Below are 15,713 nucleotides of genomic sequence, written 5' to 3' on the forward strand. Positions count from 1 at the left end.
GGTGATGTGGCCCGCGAGCGGCTGCCCTTTGAAGCGCTCCACCAGCCAGGTCAGGCCATTGCTCTCGGCATCCACATAGGGATTGTCGATCTGATACGGGTCACCGGTGAAGACGATTTTGGTGCCCTCGCCCACGCGGGTGACGATCGTTTTGACCTCGTGGGGGGTGAGGTTCTGGGCCTCATCCACCACCATGTACTGGCGGGGAATCGAGCGACCGCGGATGTAGCTGATCGCCTCCACCTCCAGGAGCCCCATCCCCTTGAGGTCCGTCCAGTTGCTGCGGGGGGCACGATTGGTGCCGGCACGATTCGCAGGCCCAGAGGCGCCCTTGGCTCCCGAACGGCCCTCCTCTTCAGGGCTATTGCCGAGCAGGAAATCAAGGTTGTCGATGATCGGCTGCATCCAGGGGCCCATCTTTTCCTCGAGGCTGCCGGGCAGAAAGCCGATCTCTTTGCCCAGCGAGATCACCGGCCGGGTCACCAGCAGGCGTTCATAGAGCTGTTCATCCGCCACCTGGTGCAGTCCCGCCGCCAGGGCCAGCAGGGTTTTCCCCGTGCCGGCCTTACCCACCAGGGTCAGGAGTTGCACCGAGGGATCCAGCAGCAGATCCAAGGCAAAGGTCTGCTCGCGGTTGCGGGGCGAGACCTTGCCCAGTCGGGCCCGCGTGCTGCGCTGCAGCGGCACCAGCCGCTGATGCTGGGCATCAAAACGCGCGAGCAGCGTGTGATTGGGTTGGGCCTGATCCACCAAGGTGACCCCCTCATTGGCCTGTAGGTCGGCACCTTCAGCGGAGGGAAGCTCCGTGAGCGGCAGCCCCCCCTCGCTCTTGAGGGTGTCCATCGCCGTTGCACTGGCCGATAGCTCACTGACCCCGGCGTAGAGGTCGGCGATGTCGACCTTGTCAGTGGTGTAGTCCTGAGCGGTCAGGCCGACGGCATCGGCCTTGATCCGCAGGTTGGTGTCCTTGGTGACCAGCACCACCGGGGGTTGATCGGCAATCAAGCCGGAGCGGAGCTGCTCCAGCGCCACCGCCAGGATGTTGTTGTCACCGCTGCCGCCCTTGAGCTCCGGCGGCAACTGGGCCAGGGTCTCGCTGCGGCAGAAGACCACCTGCAGCGTGCCGCCACTGCCCTCATCAATCGGCACGCCATCCGCCAGGTTCCCCTTCTCCCGCAGGGCATCGAGCAGGCGCGAGATCTGGCGGGCATTGCGGCCCTTCTCGGAGGGGTCCTTCTTGAAGCGGTCGATCTCCTCGACCACCTCGATCGGGATCACCACCGCGTTGTCTTCAAAGCGTGTGAGGGCCTGGGGGTCATGCAGCAACACATTCGTATCGAGAACGAAGGTCTTGCGCATCGGGGCTCACCACCGCAATGCCGAAACGCTAAGCGGGTTTTTCTGCTGCACCACCTACGCTCCCGCAGAACGCAAAGCTCCGCCGTTGGCCGCCCTGTTTGCTGTTGTCCTGATCGCCGCCCTGGTCTTTGGGTTGGCGTTGCTCTGGCTGGAGCTGCGCCATCGCCTGCGGCCCGCCTCACCCCTGCGGCTCAGCAGCAGCGGTTGGAAGGTGCAACGGGTCTCCGACAGCCAATGGCAGGTCAAGGGAACCCTGAGCATCCGCAACCCACACCGGCGGATGGAGGTCTTTGTTCCCGAGATTGAACTCAAACCCACCCTGCTTGGACGCGCGGACCTCTCTGGGGTCAACGTGCGCTGCAGCCTCAGCCCGCAGCACCCCGATGAGGAGGCCCGCGCCGATGGCTACTGGTTCGCCTACATCGTCAAAGGGCGCAAGACCACACAAGCCGAAGCGCTGATCACGCTTGAGGCCCCAGCCGGCAGCGACCTGCGAAACCTGCTGGACACCCTCTGGCTGGAGATCCTCTGGATCAACTACGGACCCTTCGGCCGGCTGCAACAACGCGATGGGGTGCTGATCCCCCTGCGGCGTCCCGCCCCAGCGCAGAGCTCCAGCGCCAGCTGGCGCCAGGGTAATCGCTGCAGCGTGTTGCCGATTCGCACCCATCTGCTCGGAACCCTCGACGATCCCGCCGAGGTCCTGCAGCACTACGCCGGCGCCGTGCTGCAGCCCGGGGATGTCCTGACCATCGGCGAGACCCCGCTGGCGGTCATGCAGGGCCGCTACAACCACCCGGCCAACCTGCAGCCCTCCAGCCTGGCCCGTCTGCTCTGCCGGGTCTTCCACCCCACCAGCTCCCTGGCCACCGCCTGCGGCCTGCAGACCCTGATCGACAACGTCGGTCCGGCGCGCGTGCTCTGTGCCTGGCTCGCCGGCACCGCCCTCAAGCTCGTGGGCTCCAAGGGTTGGTTCTATCGGCTGGCCGGTGAACAGGCCCGCCTGATCGACGACGTCACCGGCACCACCCCGCCCTACGACCAGACCATCGTCCTGGGTCCGGTTCAAAGCAGCGAGGTCTGCCGCCAACTGGCCGCCGAGCTCGGCGTCGCCGTCGCCGTTGTGGATGTCAACGACCTCGGTCGGGTCAAGGTGCTGGCCTCCAGCCCCGGCTGCGATGAGGCGCTGCTGGAGCGGGCCCTCAAGCCCAACCCCGCCGGCAACGCCAACGAGCGCACCCCACTGGTGCTGGTTCGCCCGAACTAGCAATCGCCCATACCATTGAAGGAGGCCCCTTCGGCGCCGCCGTGTCCTCAGCTGCTCAACCAAGCCTTCAGGTGAAGCCGCTGCGGGGATGGCAGCTGCCTTTTCTGCAGGAACCCTGCTTCAGCGATCTCCTGCCTCTGCTGCAGCGATCCCTGCTGTTGCAGGGGCCCGAGCGGCTGCTGCAACGTCTCGCCCCGCGACCGGCCCTGGCCTCGGAGACCTTCGTGGCCTTCCGCGACCCCCAGACCCCCCTGGGACTGGTTGTCAGTCAACGACTGAACCGCAGCGGCAGCTGCTGGCAGATCCAACACCTGCGCAGCAGTGAGGCCAGCCTGGAGGCCGGAGAAGCCGGACGCATGGCGATTGAGGCCGCCCTGGTGCGCGCCGCCATCCAGGGCAGTCCGAGCGCCGCCAGTTGGATCGCCACCAGCCCCAGCACCGACAGCAATCGCTTGGGTCTCCTGCGGCAACAGGGCTTCCAGCAACTCCGCCACGAAACCCTCTGGCGCTGGGAACCGCCCCAGAAACCGCTCGATCGCGCCCTGCCCTCGGACTTGCAGCTGCTGCCGCTCAATCGGCGGAGCGCCCTGGCGATGTGGCAACTCGAGCAGGCCGCCCTGCCGGCGCAGTTGCGGCAACTGCTTGATCGCCGCGTGGACGATCTGCTCGATCAAAGCGAACAGCCCAGCTGGATGCTGATGGACACCAGTCGCCAGCAGGCGGTGGCCGGGGTCCGGCGGCTGCGCCCCGGCAGCAGAGAGATCCCAGAACTGGAGCTGAGCCTCCACCCCGGCTGGCAGCACCTGCTGGGGCAACCCCTGCACCTGCTGCTGGAGCAGAGCGCCCAGGGCCTCGGTGAAGTCCTCATCCGAAGTGATGTCCTCAAGCACGAGCACAACCAATGGCTGCAAAGCCTGGGGATGGCGCCCGAAGGGGAAGAGGTGGTGATGGCCCGCAGCGTCTGGCGCCGCCATGCCCCGCAAACCAGCCAAGGGGTCAGCCGCAAGCTGGAGGCGGTCCTTGGCCAGCTGCAGCCGGGTCAGAAGCCAATCCCAACGCCCCTCGAGCGCTGATGGCCGCCCCCGCACCCCGCTCGGTGCTCTCCCTGGATGTCGGCCGGAAACGCATCGGCCTGGCCGGCTGTGACCCCCTGGGCCTGACGGTCAAACCCCTTCCGGCGCTGCACCGGGGCCGCTATCCCGCGGACCTGCAGCAGCTCCAGGCCTTGGTGCGGGAACGGCGGATCCTGGCCCTGGTGGTGGGACTCCCACTGGATGCCCAGCAACAACCCACTGCCCAAGCGGAGCACTGCCGCCGCTACGGCGAACGCCTGGCCCGGGACCTGGCCCTCCCCCTGGCCTTTGTCAATGAATACGCCAGCAGCTGGGATGCCGGGGAGCGCTTTGGGCTGCGGGGGGACCGCAGCGGCGCCCTCGATAGCGCCGCCGCCGCCCTGCTGCTCGAGCAGTGGCTCCAGGAGGGGCCGGAGCCGGCAGCGGTCAGCAAGGCGACCCCAGCCCATGGCCTGGAGTCCGATGCCCAGGCATCCTTAGGCCATCTCCCCCATGCGCCATGAGCACTGACGGCCCCAGCATCAACGGCACCGGTGATGTCCCGACCGTGCTGGTGCGGGACCAGAGCGGGCGCCAGCTGCTCTGCTTCCTTGAGCAACTGATTCCCCTGGACGGCAAGGACTACGCCCTGCTGACCCCCGTCGACACCCCGGTCTGCCTGGTGCAGATCGCCGAAAACGAGAACGGCGAAGACGAGGTCATCGAAGAGCTCAGCCATGCCGAACCGATCCTCTCGGTGGCCGATGTGGTACTGCAGGAGCACGACCTGACCCTCGTGCGCTCCGCTGTCACCCTGACCGTCAGCGGGGACCTGGAGGAACCCGATCCCGAGGAGTACGACGAGGACGAGCTCGACGGCGATGAGGACGATGAGACCGACCTCTACGAAATGCTGATCCAGTTCCGGGCCGAGGACAAGGAATACGGCCTGTTCATCCCCCTGGATCCCTTCTTTGTCGTGGCCCGCATGGAAAACGGCGAGGGCGTGCTGGTGGAGGGCGAGGAGTTCGAACGCGTTCAGCCCCGGATCGAGGCAGAACTCGAGGACCGCGAGCTCGGTGACGACTGATTCGGTGACCCGCCTTTCCGTCTCCGAACTGCTGCAGCCCAATCTGGTGGCGGCTGGAACCCTGGTGGACCTTCCCCTGCATGGCCTGCTGGCCCAGGGGATCAGGGCCCTGGTGCTGGATGTGGACCGGACCCTGCTGCCCCACCGAGGCTCCAGCCTCCCCGAACCGATGGAGGCCTGGCTGAAACGGGCGCAGGAGACCGTGCCGCTGCACCTCTTCAGCAACAACCCCTCCCGGGCCCGCATTGGCGGCGTCGCCGAGCGTCTGGGCGTGGACTTCACCACCAGCGCCGGTAAGCCGCGGCGCTCCCCCCTGCGCCGGGTCTTGCAACAGCTCGATCTCCCCGCCGCCCAGGTCGCGATGGTCGGCGATCGGGTGTTCACCGATGTGCTGGCCGGCAATCGACTCGGGATGTACACCGTGCTGGTCAAACCGATTGACGCCGCCGGTCAGCCCTGCCGCCATGACCACTGGCAGCGCTTTGAGGTGAAGTTGGCCCAACTGGCTGGAGCGGAGCTCTCCTGACGATGGGGATGCGCCGGGTCATCAAAGTCGGCACCAGTGTTCTGCGGGGCTCCGGTAGCCGCGGAACCGAGCAGGTGATCAACGACCTAGCCGCCAGCCTCTGCGGCCTCTGGCAACGGGAGGAGCCCGTGGTGCTCGTGACCAGTGGCGCCGTTGGCCTGGGTTGCCAGGCCCTGCAACTGGGCGAGCGACCGACGGAGCTGGAGGGTCTTCAGGCCTCAGCTGCCGTGGGCCAGGGGCGACTGATGACCCTCTACGACCAGGCCTTTGCCGCCCGCGGGCGCTGCGTCGCCCAGGTGCTGCTGACCCGCGCCGATCTGGCCTCCAGGCGCCGCTACCAGAACGCCTGCCGCACCCTGGAGCAGTTGCTCAGCTGGGGCGTCACCCCGGTGATCAACGAGAACGACACCCTGGCGACCGATGAGCTGCGCTTTGGCGATAACGACACCCTCTCCGCCCTGGCGGCGGTGGCGATCCAGGCCGATGAGCTGGTCCTGCTGACCGACATCGACAGCCTCTACTCCGGCGATCCCCGCAGCGATGCCGGCGCCAAGCCAATCCCTGAGGTCAAGTCCCTAGCCGAGATCGAGGCCTTGGCCGGGGTGGCCAAAGGCGGGGGCCGCTGGGGCACCGGCGGGATGACCACCAAGCTCTCGGCCGCGCGCATCGCCACCGCCAGCGGCATTCAGGTGCGCCTGGCCGATGGCCGCGATCCCGCTGTGCTGGAAGCCGTCTTGGCTGGCGAACAACTGGGGACGCTGTTCCGCCCCAGTGAGACCCCCCTGAGCAGCCGCAAGGGTTGGCTGGCCCATGCCCTGCTGCCCAAGGGCAGCATCACCGTGGATGCCGGAGCGGAGCGTGCGCTGCTGGAGCAGGGAGCCTCGCTGCTGGCCGTCGGGGTCCGCAGCGTGGACGGCTCCTTTGGCCGGCGTGAGGCCGTGCGGGTTCTGGGCGAGGACGGGCGGGAGCTCGCCCGGGGCCTCAGCGCCCTAGCGAGCGATGAATTGGAGGGGGATCAGGGCCAGAGCGGAGTGGTCATTCATCGGGATCACCTCGTCGTCATCGCCTCAAGCTGAGACCTGAGAAATCGGCCTACCATCCGCAGCACATCCCCCCGCCGCCGATGCGCTTCAGCCAACTGCTCAGCCAACTGAGCGAGGTGAAGGCCGCAGGTGGGATCCAGTCCCTTCAGCACCACCTCGGGGAGGACCCGGAGCTGGGTGCCGCCGCCGCCCTCGACCAGGCCCTCAGCGGTCAGATCAGTTTTCTTGAGGCTGGCAATGCCCTGGCGGCCGCCCTCAATGCCAGCGGCGCCAGCGCCGTGCTGCTGCCCGCCAAGGGCAACGAATGCGAGGCCGCCCAGGCGGAAGCCACGGCCAAGGGCATGGCCTGGGTCGCCCTGGCTGACCCACGGCTGGGTTTTGCCGAGACGCTCGACACCCTCTACCCCCGTGCCCCCAAGGCTCCGGGTGTTCACCCCAGCGCCGTGATTGCACCGGAGGCGGTGGTGGGCATGGGGAGCCATGTCGGCGCCAACGTAGTGATCGGCAGCGACGTGCAAATCGGCGCCTCCTGCACGATCCACCCCAACGTCGTCATCTACGACGACGTGCAGATCGGCGATGGCTGTGAACTGCATGCCGGCGCCGTCCTGCACCCCGGCTCCCGACTGGGACGCGCCTGCGTGGTGCACTCCAATGCCGTCGTCGGCAGTGAAGGCTTTGGCTTTGTGCCCACCGCCAGCGGCTGGCGCAAGATGCCCCAGACCGGCCTGGTGGTCCTCGAGGATGCCGTCGAGGTGGGCTGCGGCAGCACCATCGATCGCCCCTCCGTCGGCGAAACCCGGATCGGCGCTGGCAGCAAGATCGACAACCTGGTCCACATCGGCCACGGCGTCACCACGGGCAAGGGCTGCGCCCTGGCGGCCCAGGTCGGCATTGCCGGCGGCGCCAAGCTGGGCAACGGCGTGATCCTGGCCGGCCAGGTGGGCCTCGCCAACAAGGCCGTCATGGGCGATCGCTCCATCGCCTCCTCCAAGTCCGGGGTCCATGGGGAAGTGGCCGCCGGTGAGGTCGTCAGCGGCTATCCCGCCATCCCCAACCGCCTCTGGCTGCGCTGCTCAGCGGCCTTCAACAAGCTGCCCGAGCTCGGCAAGGCGCTCCGCCAACTGGAAAAACAAGTCAAGCCGTAGCCTCCCCCGAAGCCCAGGCGGACGTCGATGACCAGCTTCCGGATCACCCTGCTCCCCGGTGACGGGATCGGTCCTGAGATCACGGCGGTGGCCCGCCAAATGCTGGACGCGGTCAGCCGCAGCCATGGCTTTGAGCTGGTCTACAACGAGCAGCCCATGGGGGGGTGCGCCATCGACGCCACCGGCGAACCCCTGCCCGCCAGCACCCTCGAGGCCTGCAAGGCCGCCGATGCCGTGCTTCTCGCCGCCATCGGCTCGCCGCAATACGACACCCTGCCCCGCGAGAAGCGCCCGGAGACCGGGCTGTTGGGCCTGCGCTCCGGCATGGGGCTCTTCGCCAACCTGCGTCCGGTGAAGATCATCCCGGCGCTGATCGATGCCTCCACCCTCAAGCGCGAGGTGATCGAGGGGGTGGACCTGATGGTGGTTCGCGAACTCACCGGGGGCGTCTACTTCGGCACTCCGAAGGGCCGCGTTGAGGCCGACGGCCGTGTGCGTGGTTTCAACACCATGGCCTATTTCGACGATGAGATCGATCGCATCGCCAAGGTGGGCTTTGACATTGCCCAGCAGCGCAGCGGCCGCCTCTGCAGCGTCGACAAAGCCAACGTGCTGGATGTCAGCCAACTCTGGCGCGATCGCGTCGAGGCCCTCCACGCCAGCAGCTATGCGGGCGTGGAGCTGAGCCACATGTACGTGGACAACGCCGCGATGCAACTCGTGCGCAACCCCCGTCAGTTCGACGTGCTGCTCACCAGCAATCTCTTTGGCGACATCCTCAGCGATGAGGCCGCGATGCTCAGCGGCTCCATCGGCATGCTGCCCTCAGCCTCCCTGGGCGAAAGCGGCCCTGGCCTGTTTGAACCGATCCACGGTTCTGCCCCCGACATCGCGCGCCAGGACAAGGCCAACCCGATGGCCATGGTGCTGAGCGCGGCGATGATGCTGCGGGTGGGTCTCCAGCAAGACGCCGCCGCGACCGCCCTCGAGCAGGCCGTGGACCGGGTCCTGGCGCAGGGCTATCGCACCGGTGATCTGATGGCCGAGGGCTGCACCCAACTGGGCTGCAAGGCCATGGGCGATCAACTGCTGGCCGCCCTCGAGGCCTAAAGCAACAGGGATCAACGGATCGGCGGGATTGGCCACGCGACCTGCCAAACTCGCCGCTAGTTCCACCGATCCCTGCGCATGTCGAAGCGTCACCCGGTTGTTGCTGTCACCGGTTCCTCCGGCGCAGGCACCAGCACTGTGAAGCGTGCCTTTGAGCACATCTTCAAGCGCGAGGGGATCACCCCTGCGGTGGTGGAAGGCGATAGCTACCACCGCTACGAGCGGGCCGCCATGAAAGAGGCCATGGGCGCGGCCCTGGCCAAGGGCGAGAACTTCTCCCACTTCGGCCCTGAGGCCAACCTGTTCGACAAGCTCGAAGAGCTCTTCCGCAGCTACAGCGAAACCGGCGCTGGCCAGAAGCGCTACTACCTCCACTCCGTGGAAGAGGCCGCTGACCACAACGCCCGCCTCGGCACCAACCTCGAGCCCGGCCAGTTCACCCCCTGGGAGAACATCCCCTCAGGTACCGACCTGCTCTTCTACGAAGGCCTCCACGGTGGCGTGAAGGGCGAGGGCTACGACGTCGCTGGCCTGGCTGACCTGCTGGTGGGCGTGGTGCCCATCGTCAACCTGGAGTGGATCCAAAAGATCTCCCGTGACAACGCTGAGCGCGGCTACTCCGCCGAGGCCACCGTTGACACGATCCTGCGCCGGATGCCGGATTACATCAACCACATCTGCCCGCAGTTCAGCCAGACCGACATCAACTTCCAGCGTGTCCCCACCGTGGACACCTCGAACCCCTTCATGATCCGGAACATCCCCACCCCGGATGAGTCCTTCGTGATCATTCACTTCCGCAAGGGTGCTCGTGAGAAGTGGGGGATCGACTTCACCTACCTGCTCGACATGATCCACGATTCGTTCATGTCCAGCCCCACCTCGATCGTGGTGAACGGCGGCAAGATGGGCTTCGCGATGGAGCTGATCCTGACCCCGATCATTCACCGCATGATCGAAGAGAAAAAGAAGCTGGCCTGAGCCAACTTCACCCCTAGGCTGGGGCGCAACTGGCGGACACGGTCCTCCCACATCGGTTGCTCCTCAGCCCAGTCGTATCAACCCACCAGCTCCTCTCTCCTTTGAGATTCGAGGCGCGGTGGGTTCTTCTGTATCTGCGCAACCCCGTTGGGATCGGATCAATAGCGCCGCGGTGATTGCCCAGGCGCGGAGGATTTACTTCCAGTTCCTTGAGCGCTCCGTCTCGGCCCTGGAGCCCCAGGGGATTGTGCTGAGCCCAGGGCAAGGGCGGGTGGTTTTTGAACTGCCGGTGCTCCTGCCCGAGGAGCAGTTCATCCCACTGGACTGGGTCCGCTCCCGCCCGTCCCGCAGCCGTCCCTCCCGCTCGCCCTACCGGGGTCTCTGATGCTCAGCACTCTTCCCAGCACGGTTCTGCTGCTGATCACTGCGCTGGGTCTGTGCATCGGCAGTTTTTTGAACGTCGTCGCCTGGCGTTATCCCCGCCAGGAGTCCGTGGTCATGCCCCGCAGCCACTGCCCCCACTGCGGCACGGGCCTGGGCTGGAGCGAGAACATCCCGGTTCTCAGCTGGCTGCTACTACGCGGCCGTTGCCGCCACTGCGGCAGCTCCATCAGCCTGCGCTACCCGGCGGTGGAGCTGCTCTGCGGCGGTCTGTTTCTGGCGGCAGCCCTGGGCCATCCCGAAGCCCTGGGGCAGGCCCCGGCCGTTCTGCAGCTGCTGGCCGGCTGGTGCCTGGTGACCCTGCTGCTTCCGCTGCTGCTGATTGATCTGGATCAGCTCTGGTTGCCGGAGCCCCTCTGCCGCGCCGGGGTTCTGCTGGGCTTTGTCTTCAGCCTGCTGGCGGTCTTCAGCCAAAGCGGTGGTCCAGAGCCGCAGCTCCTGCTTTGGCATCTCCTGGCTGCAAGCGCTGGCCTACTGGGGTTTGAAGCCACCAGCGCCGCCGGCCAGAAGCTGCTCGGGAAACCTGCTCTGGGTCTTGGGGATGCCAAGTTGGCCGCCCTGCTTGGTGCCTGGCTGGGTCTGACGGGATTGGGCCTGAGCATCGCCCTGGCGGTCTTCTCCGGGGCGCTCTTTGGTCTGGTCGGTCTGCTCAGCGGCCGGCTCAAGCGCGGCCAACCCTTCCCCTTTGGCCCCTTCCTGGTGGGCGGCGGACTGGCGGTCTGGATGGCTGGAAACAGCTTCTGGCTGCAACAGCTGGGCGAGCACTTGGGCTGGAGCGCCCTTTAATGGTCTGATCAGACCATCCGGAGACCGCTATCACCATGTCGCTGTTCGACTGGTTTGCCGATCGCCGCAAGACCGCTCCTGCGGTGCGCAATGCCCAGGAGGTCAGCGAAGACGATGGCCTCTGGAGCAAGTGCCCCGAATGCGGGCTGGTGGTCTACCGCAAGGACCTGGCCGCCAACGCCAGTGTCTGCAGCGGCTGTGGCTATCACCACCGCATCTTTAGTGAGGAGCGGATCCGTCTGATCGTCGATGAGGGCAGCTTTGAGGCCCTCGACACCGAACTGTGTCCCACCGATCCCCTCGCCTTTAAGGATCGCCGCAGCTACGCCGATCGCATCCGCGACACCCAGCGCTCCACCGGCCTCAAAGACAGCGTCATCACCGGGATGTGCACCGTTGAGGGCATTCCGATGGCCCTCGGGGTGATGGATTTCCGCTTCATGGGCGGATCGATGGGATCGGTGGTCGGCGAGAAGCTGGCTCGCCTGATCGAAACCGCCACCGCCAAGCGCGCGCCTGTCTTGATCGTCTGCGCCTCTGGTGGTGCCCGCATGCAGGAGGGGATGCTCTCCCTGATGCAGATGGCCAAGATCTCCGGGGCCCTAGAACGCCACCGCAAGGCTGAGTTGCTCTATCTGCCCCTGTTGACCCACCCGACCACCGGTGGCGTCACCGCCAGCTTCGCGATGCTCGGCGACCTGATCCTGGCGGAACCCAAGGCCTTGATCGGCTTCGCGGGCCGGCGCGTGATCGAGCAGACCCTGCGGGAGAAGCTGCCGGACGATTTCCAAACGGCGGAATACCTGCAGGACCACGGTTTTGTCGATCACATCGTTCCCCGCCCCAAACTGCGCAGCACCCTGGTCAGCCTGCTGACGATGCACGGCTACAGCAAAGCGGTCGCCGCGTGAAGCGAATCCTTGGCGCCGTCTGCGGGCTCCTGCTGGGGCTGGTCCTGCTGAGTGGCCTTCCCCAGCCGGTCCTCGCGGGCCCGGTGGATTGGCAGGAGGTGCCCGTCACCAGCGAAGGACAGCAGTGGTGGGATCGCGGCAGCCTGCGCCTGAACAAGAACGGCAATCTGACGGTGCTCAGTCGCTTCCAACCCCCGACCCCGGAGGCGGGTGCCGATGGCAAGGAGGTCCGCCCCCCGGCCAGCAGCCTCTACGTGATGGAGCTGGACTGCGCGCAGCGCCTCTACCGCGACACCTCGGTCAATGGACTGCCCCAATGGGGAAGCCAGTGGCAGGCCTCCGCCAATGACGGGTTGATCGAATCCACCATCGAAGCGGTCTGCGCCGCCGGGGAAGAGCTCCTGGCAGGCTCCTAACAGCAACGCCGAGCCGCCGTGACCGGATCCAGCACCCAACAGCGTCCCTTAGGGGTGGCCCTTGTTGGCTTGGGATTCGGCGAAAAGGTGCACCTCCCCGCCCTACGGGACTGCCCCCTGACCGAACCGGTGGCCCTCTGGCACCACCGCAGCGAGCGGCTCGATCAGGCCTGCCGCAGCCACGACCTCCCAGGCTTCAGCGATTTCGATGCCCTGCTGGCCGATCCCCGGGTGGATGCCCTGGTGATCGCCACGCCCCCTGAACCGCGCTTCGCCCTGGCCCAGGCGGCCATTGCCGCCGGGAAGCACCTGCTGCTCGAGAAGCCCGTCGCCCTGGAGGCCGCCCAGGTGGAGACCCTCCAGCGCCAGGCCCTCCAGGCCGGGGTGACCGTGGCCGTGGACTTCGAATACCGCGGTGTGCCTGAATTTCAACAGTTCGCCGCGCTCCTGCAGGACGGCGCCGTCGGCACGCCCTGGCTGGTGAAATTGGACTGGCTGATGGGGAGTCGGGCGGACGCCAGCCGTCCCTGGAACTGGTATTCCCAGCGGGCCGCCGGCGGTGGAGTCCTGGGATCCCTCGGAACCCATGCCTTTGACACCCTGCATTGGCTGGTTGGCCCAACCCGCAGCCTGAGTGCCCAGCGCAGCATGGCCATTCCCCAGCGCCCCCTGGCCGATGGCAGTGGGCGAATGGCGGCCGTGGATGCCGAAGACATCGCCCTGCTGCAACTGGAGCTGGAGGACCACCAGGGCCGCTCGATCCCTGCACAGGTGGCGCTGGGCTCGGTGACCCGTCCAGGTCGGGGCTATTGGATCGAGGTCTATGGCAGCGAAGGCAGCCTGGTGCTGGGATCCAGCAACCAAAGCGACTACGTCCACGGCTTCAAACTTTGGCGCTCCGGCAGCAGCGGGGCCCTGGAGGAGATCAGCCCCGATCCCAGCCTGGCCTTCCCCCAGACCTGGCCCGATGGCCGTCTCGCCGCCGTCCGCCGAATCACCCAGTGGTGGGCAGAGGCCGCCATCGAGGGCCGACCCATGGTTCCCGGTCTCGCGGAAGCCTTCTCGAGCCAGCGGGTTTGCGATCTGGCACTGGAATCTGCGGATGCTGGACTCAGGGCCAGGGTTTAAGGGAAAAGGCGCCGGTTAGGATCCCCGCCAATCCCTTATTGGTGTCCCCATGGCGCTCGTTCCGCTTCGGCTGCTGCTCGACCACGCCGCTGAAAACGGCTACGGCATCCCTGCTTTCAACGTCAACAACCTGGAGCAGGTGCAGTCGATCATGGAGGCTGCCTATGAGACCGATAGCCCCGTCATCCTTCAGGCCTCCCGCGGCGCCCGTCAGTACGCCGGTGAGAACTTCCTGCGCCACCTGATCCTGGCTGCCGTTGAGACCTATCCCGACATCCCCGTCGTGATGCACCAGGACCACGGCAACAGCCCCGCCACCTGCTTCGGCGCTGCCGCCAACGGCTTCACCTCCGTGATGATGGACGGCTCCCTGGAAGCCGACGCCAAGACCCCTGCCAGCTACGACTACAACGTGGCTGTCACCAAGGAAGTGGTGGACGTGGCCCACGCCATCGGCGTGAGCGTTGAAGGTGAGCTGGGCTGCCTGGGCTCCCTGGAAACCGGCATGGGCGAGGCCGAGGACGGCCACGGCTTCGAGGGCAAACTCGACCACAGCCAGCTGCTGACCGACCCCGCTGAGGCTGCCGACTTCGTCGCCAAGACCAAGGTTGATGCCCTGGCCATCGCCATCGGCACCAGCCACGGCGCCTACAAGTTCACCCGCAAGCCCACCGGCGAAGTGCTGGCCATCAGCCGCATCGCTGAGATCCACAAGGCCATCCCCAACACCCACCTGGTGATGCACGGCTCCTCCTCCGTGCCCCAGGAATGGCTGGAGATGATCAACAAGTTCGGTGGCGCCATCCCCGAGACCTACGGCGTGCCCGTCGAGGAAATCCAGGAAGGCATCCGCAACGGTGTCCGCAAGGTCAACATCGACACCGACAACCGCCTGGCCTTCACCGCCGCTGTGCGTGAAGCCGCGATGAAGGATCCCGCCAACTTCGACCCCCGCCACTTCAACAAGCCTGCCCGGGCCTACATGAAGCAGGTCTGCCTCGATCGCTACCAGCAGTTCTGGTGTGCCGGCAACGCCAGCAAGATCAAGCAGCGCGACATCAACTACTACGCCGGCCTCTACGCCAAGGGCGAACTGGACCCCAAGTCCGCTGTGGCCGCCTGATTCAGGCGTCGCACTGAATGACCGGGGCCCTTCGGGGCCCCTTTTTTTGTCCTCGAATTAGGGAAGGACCGGCTGGGGCAGGGTCAAGGCGCGCATGGCCCCATTGGGTTGGACCGACACCAGGCGCGCCAGGGCCTCATCAAAGGTGGGCTCCATCACAAAGCGTCGCCCGTCGGTGACCACAACACGCACCAGGGTGGGCAGGGCGTTGTTGTTGCTCTGCAGATAGATCGGCTCGACATAGAGCAAGCCCTGGCCAACGGGCATCGCCAACAAATTGCCCCGCAGCAGGCGGGAGCCGACGCGATTCCAGAGGCCAAATTGATAGCTGATGGCCGGGTCCTGCTCGATCAGGGCCGAGATCTGCTGAGGTCCCAGAAGCAGACGCTGCTGAGGGAAGCGCACCAAAAAGAGCTCGCCGTAATTGGGGGTGTCGTTGCGGGCAGCTAGCCAGCCCACCATGTTTGGGCGCTTCAGAGGCGTGAAGGGCAGCAGCAGCACAAACTCAGGACGCTGCTCACCGGGCAGCTGCATCGTCACGTGATACGGACGGACGGGAGCCGAGGCATCGCCGTAGATCTCCAGCGGCAGGGCCCAGACGTCATCACCGTTGTAGAAGGTGCGCACGTCGGTGACGTGGTAGCGCAGCAGGCGCTCGGCCTGGATGTTGAACTGACTCTTGGGGACCTGGATGTGGGCCAGCAAGGCCTTGGGCATCGCTGAGAGGGGACGGAAGAGATCCGGGAAGACCTTCTGCCAGGTCCGCAGCACCGGGTCGTTCGGATCGTTCACATAGAGCCAGACATCGCCGTTGTAGGCATTGACCACCGCCTTAACGGGATTGCGGAAGTAGCGAATGCCATCGGGGTTGGCGTCTGAATAGGGGTAGCTGCGGCTCTCGGTGAAGCCGTCGAGCATCCAGTACTGGTGGTGCTCAGGGCGGTAATCGGGGTCGTCCTCGACGCGGGCCGTCACCAGATAGGGCTTGCTCTCAAAACGCAGGAACGGAGCCAGGGCCTGCAGACGCTCGTTCACCTGCCGGCGCACCAGCAGGCGGGAGGAGGGGGTCAGGGAGCCGGTGAAGAGCAGCCGCACCTCATTCAGGTAGATCGCCGCCATCAGGCGATCCAGGGGCCCATGAATTGGCACCCCCGCCTGGCCGTCGTAGTGGGAATAGACGTTGAGATCGCCCTCGGGGTAGTCGAACTCCCGCACCTGGGAGGGGGCAATCGCGTAGGGAGCGGGAGCGGAGGCGAAGTAGAGCCGCGGGCGTCCCACCGGCAGGAACTGCTCCACGCGCTTCTGGCTCTGGCCCAGCTGGGGCAGGGCCTG

Annotated in this window: 17 protein-coding genes; 15 read left to right on the forward strand and 2 right to left on the reverse strand. The window is 66.3% G+C overall.

Features of this window, described 5'->3' with window-relative positions; all coding sequences use genetic code 11:
• On the reverse strand, positions 1–1,359 hold a 1,359-nt coding region (locus QZ184_RS05665; RefSeq protein ID WP_296418532.1), incomplete at its 3' end, for a PhoH family protein.
• An 85-nt stretch (positions 1,360–1,444) separates the two neighbouring features.
• Between QZ184_RS05665 and QZ184_RS05670 the strand changes: the two genes are divergently transcribed.
• From QZ184_RS05670 to fba, 15 genes are all read left to right on the forward strand, one after another.
• Complete coding sequence (locus QZ184_RS05670; RefSeq protein WP_296418534.1) at positions 1,445–2,626, forward strand: F420-0:Gamma-glutamyl ligase; 1,182 nt, start codon at positions 1,445–1,447, stop codon at positions 2,624–2,626.
• A gap of 41 nt (positions 2,627–2,667) precedes the next feature.
• On the forward strand, positions 2,668–3,699 hold the full coding sequence (locus QZ184_RS05675; protein WP_296418537.1) for a hypothetical protein: 1,032 nt from the start codon (positions 2,668–2,670) through the stop codon (positions 3,697–3,699).
• Positions 3,699–4,202 (forward strand): Holliday junction resolvase RuvX, encoded by a 504-nt coding sequence (gene ruvX / locus QZ184_RS05680; RefSeq protein ID WP_247478721.1) that lies wholly within the window; start codon positions 3,699–3,701, stop codon positions 4,200–4,202. The genes QZ184_RS05675 and ruvX overlap by 1 nt, the downstream gene beginning before the upstream one ends.
• Positions 4,199–4,768, forward strand: a complete 570-nt coding sequence (locus QZ184_RS05685) for a DUF3727 domain-containing protein (RefSeq protein ID WP_010317427.1) — start codon at positions 4,199–4,201, stop codon at positions 4,766–4,768. The genes ruvX and QZ184_RS05685 overlap by 4 nt, the downstream gene beginning before the upstream one ends.
• Positions 4,769–4,772: 4 nt before the next feature.
• Positions 4,773–5,294 carry a YqeG family HAD IIIA-type phosphatase gene (locus QZ184_RS05690; protein ID WP_296418539.1) on the forward strand — a complete coding sequence of 174 codons (522 nt, stop codon included), beginning with the start codon at positions 4,773–4,775 and terminating at the stop codon, positions 5,292–5,294.
• Between the two features lie 2 nt (positions 5,295–5,296).
• Positions 5,297–6,370 carry a glutamate 5-kinase gene (gene proB, locus QZ184_RS05695; RefSeq protein ID WP_247478724.1) on the forward strand — a complete coding sequence of 358 codons (1,074 nt, stop codon included), beginning with the start codon at positions 5,297–5,299 and terminating at the stop codon, positions 6,368–6,370.
• 47 nt (positions 6,371–6,417) lie between these two features.
• Positions 6,418–7,485 (forward strand): UDP-3-O-(3-hydroxymyristoyl)glucosamine N-acyltransferase, encoded by a 1,068-nt coding sequence (gene lpxD, locus QZ184_RS05700; protein ID WP_010317432.1) that lies wholly within the window; start codon positions 6,418–6,420, stop codon positions 7,483–7,485.
• 27 nt (positions 7,486–7,512) lie between these two features.
• On the forward strand, positions 7,513–8,595 hold the full coding sequence (gene leuB, locus QZ184_RS05705) for a 3-isopropylmalate dehydrogenase (RefSeq protein WP_247478726.1): 1,083 nt from the start codon (positions 7,513–7,515) through the stop codon (positions 8,593–8,595).
• A 78-nt stretch (positions 8,596–8,673) separates the two neighbouring features.
• Positions 8,674–9,576 carry a phosphoribulokinase gene (locus tag QZ184_RS05710; RefSeq protein ID WP_247478728.1) on the forward strand — a complete coding sequence of 301 codons (903 nt, stop codon included), beginning with the start codon at positions 8,674–8,676 and terminating at the stop codon, positions 9,574–9,576.
• 118 nt (positions 9,577–9,694) lie between these two features.
• The gene (locus QZ184_RS05715; protein WP_296416054.1) at positions 9,695–9,961 is read left to right on the forward strand and encodes a hypothetical protein; all 267 of its coding nucleotides are present in this window, start codon (positions 9,695–9,697) and stop codon (positions 9,959–9,961) included.
• Positions 9,961–10,803, forward strand: coding sequence for an A24 family peptidase (locus QZ184_RS05720; protein WP_296418541.1), 843 nt, complete (start codon positions 9,961–9,963; stop codon positions 10,801–10,803). Before QZ184_RS05715 ends, QZ184_RS05720 begins: the two co-directional genes overlap by 1 nt.
• Positions 10,804–10,838: 35 nt before the next feature.
• Positions 10,839–11,714: an acetyl-CoA carboxylase, carboxyltransferase subunit beta gene (gene accD / locus QZ184_RS05725; RefSeq protein ID WP_296416056.1), complete on the forward strand. Its 876-nt coding sequence runs from the start codon at positions 10,839–10,841 to the stop codon at positions 11,712–11,714.
• Positions 11,715–11,719: 5 nt separating this feature from the next.
• A complete protein-coding gene (locus tag QZ184_RS05730) occupies positions 11,720–12,130 on the forward strand; it encodes a hypothetical protein (protein ID WP_296416081.1) in 411 nt (136 codons plus the stop codon).
• An 18-nt stretch (positions 12,131–12,148) separates the two neighbouring features.
• Entirely contained in the window at positions 12,149–13,258 is a 1,110-nt protein-coding gene (locus QZ184_RS05735) for a Gfo/Idh/MocA family oxidoreductase (protein WP_296418543.1), read from the forward strand.
• A 49-nt stretch (positions 13,259–13,307) separates the two neighbouring features.
• On the forward strand, positions 13,308–14,381 hold the full coding sequence (gene fba / locus QZ184_RS05740; RefSeq protein WP_010317460.1) for a class II fructose-bisphosphate aldolase: 1,074 nt from the start codon (positions 13,308–13,310) through the stop codon (positions 14,379–14,381).
• 57 nt (positions 14,382–14,438) lie between these two features.
• On the opposite strand, the gene QZ184_RS05745 is transcribed toward fba, so the two are convergent.
• Positions 14,439–15,713: UPF0182 family protein (locus QZ184_RS05745; RefSeq protein WP_296418545.1), on the reverse strand; the 1,275-nt coding region annotated here is incomplete at its 5' end.

Source organism: Vulcanococcus sp. DEBay_Sum22DG08_74 (assembly GCF_017852955.1).
Lineage (GTDB): Bacteria > Cyanobacteriota > Cyanobacteriia > PCC-6307 > Cyanobiaceae > Vulcanococcus.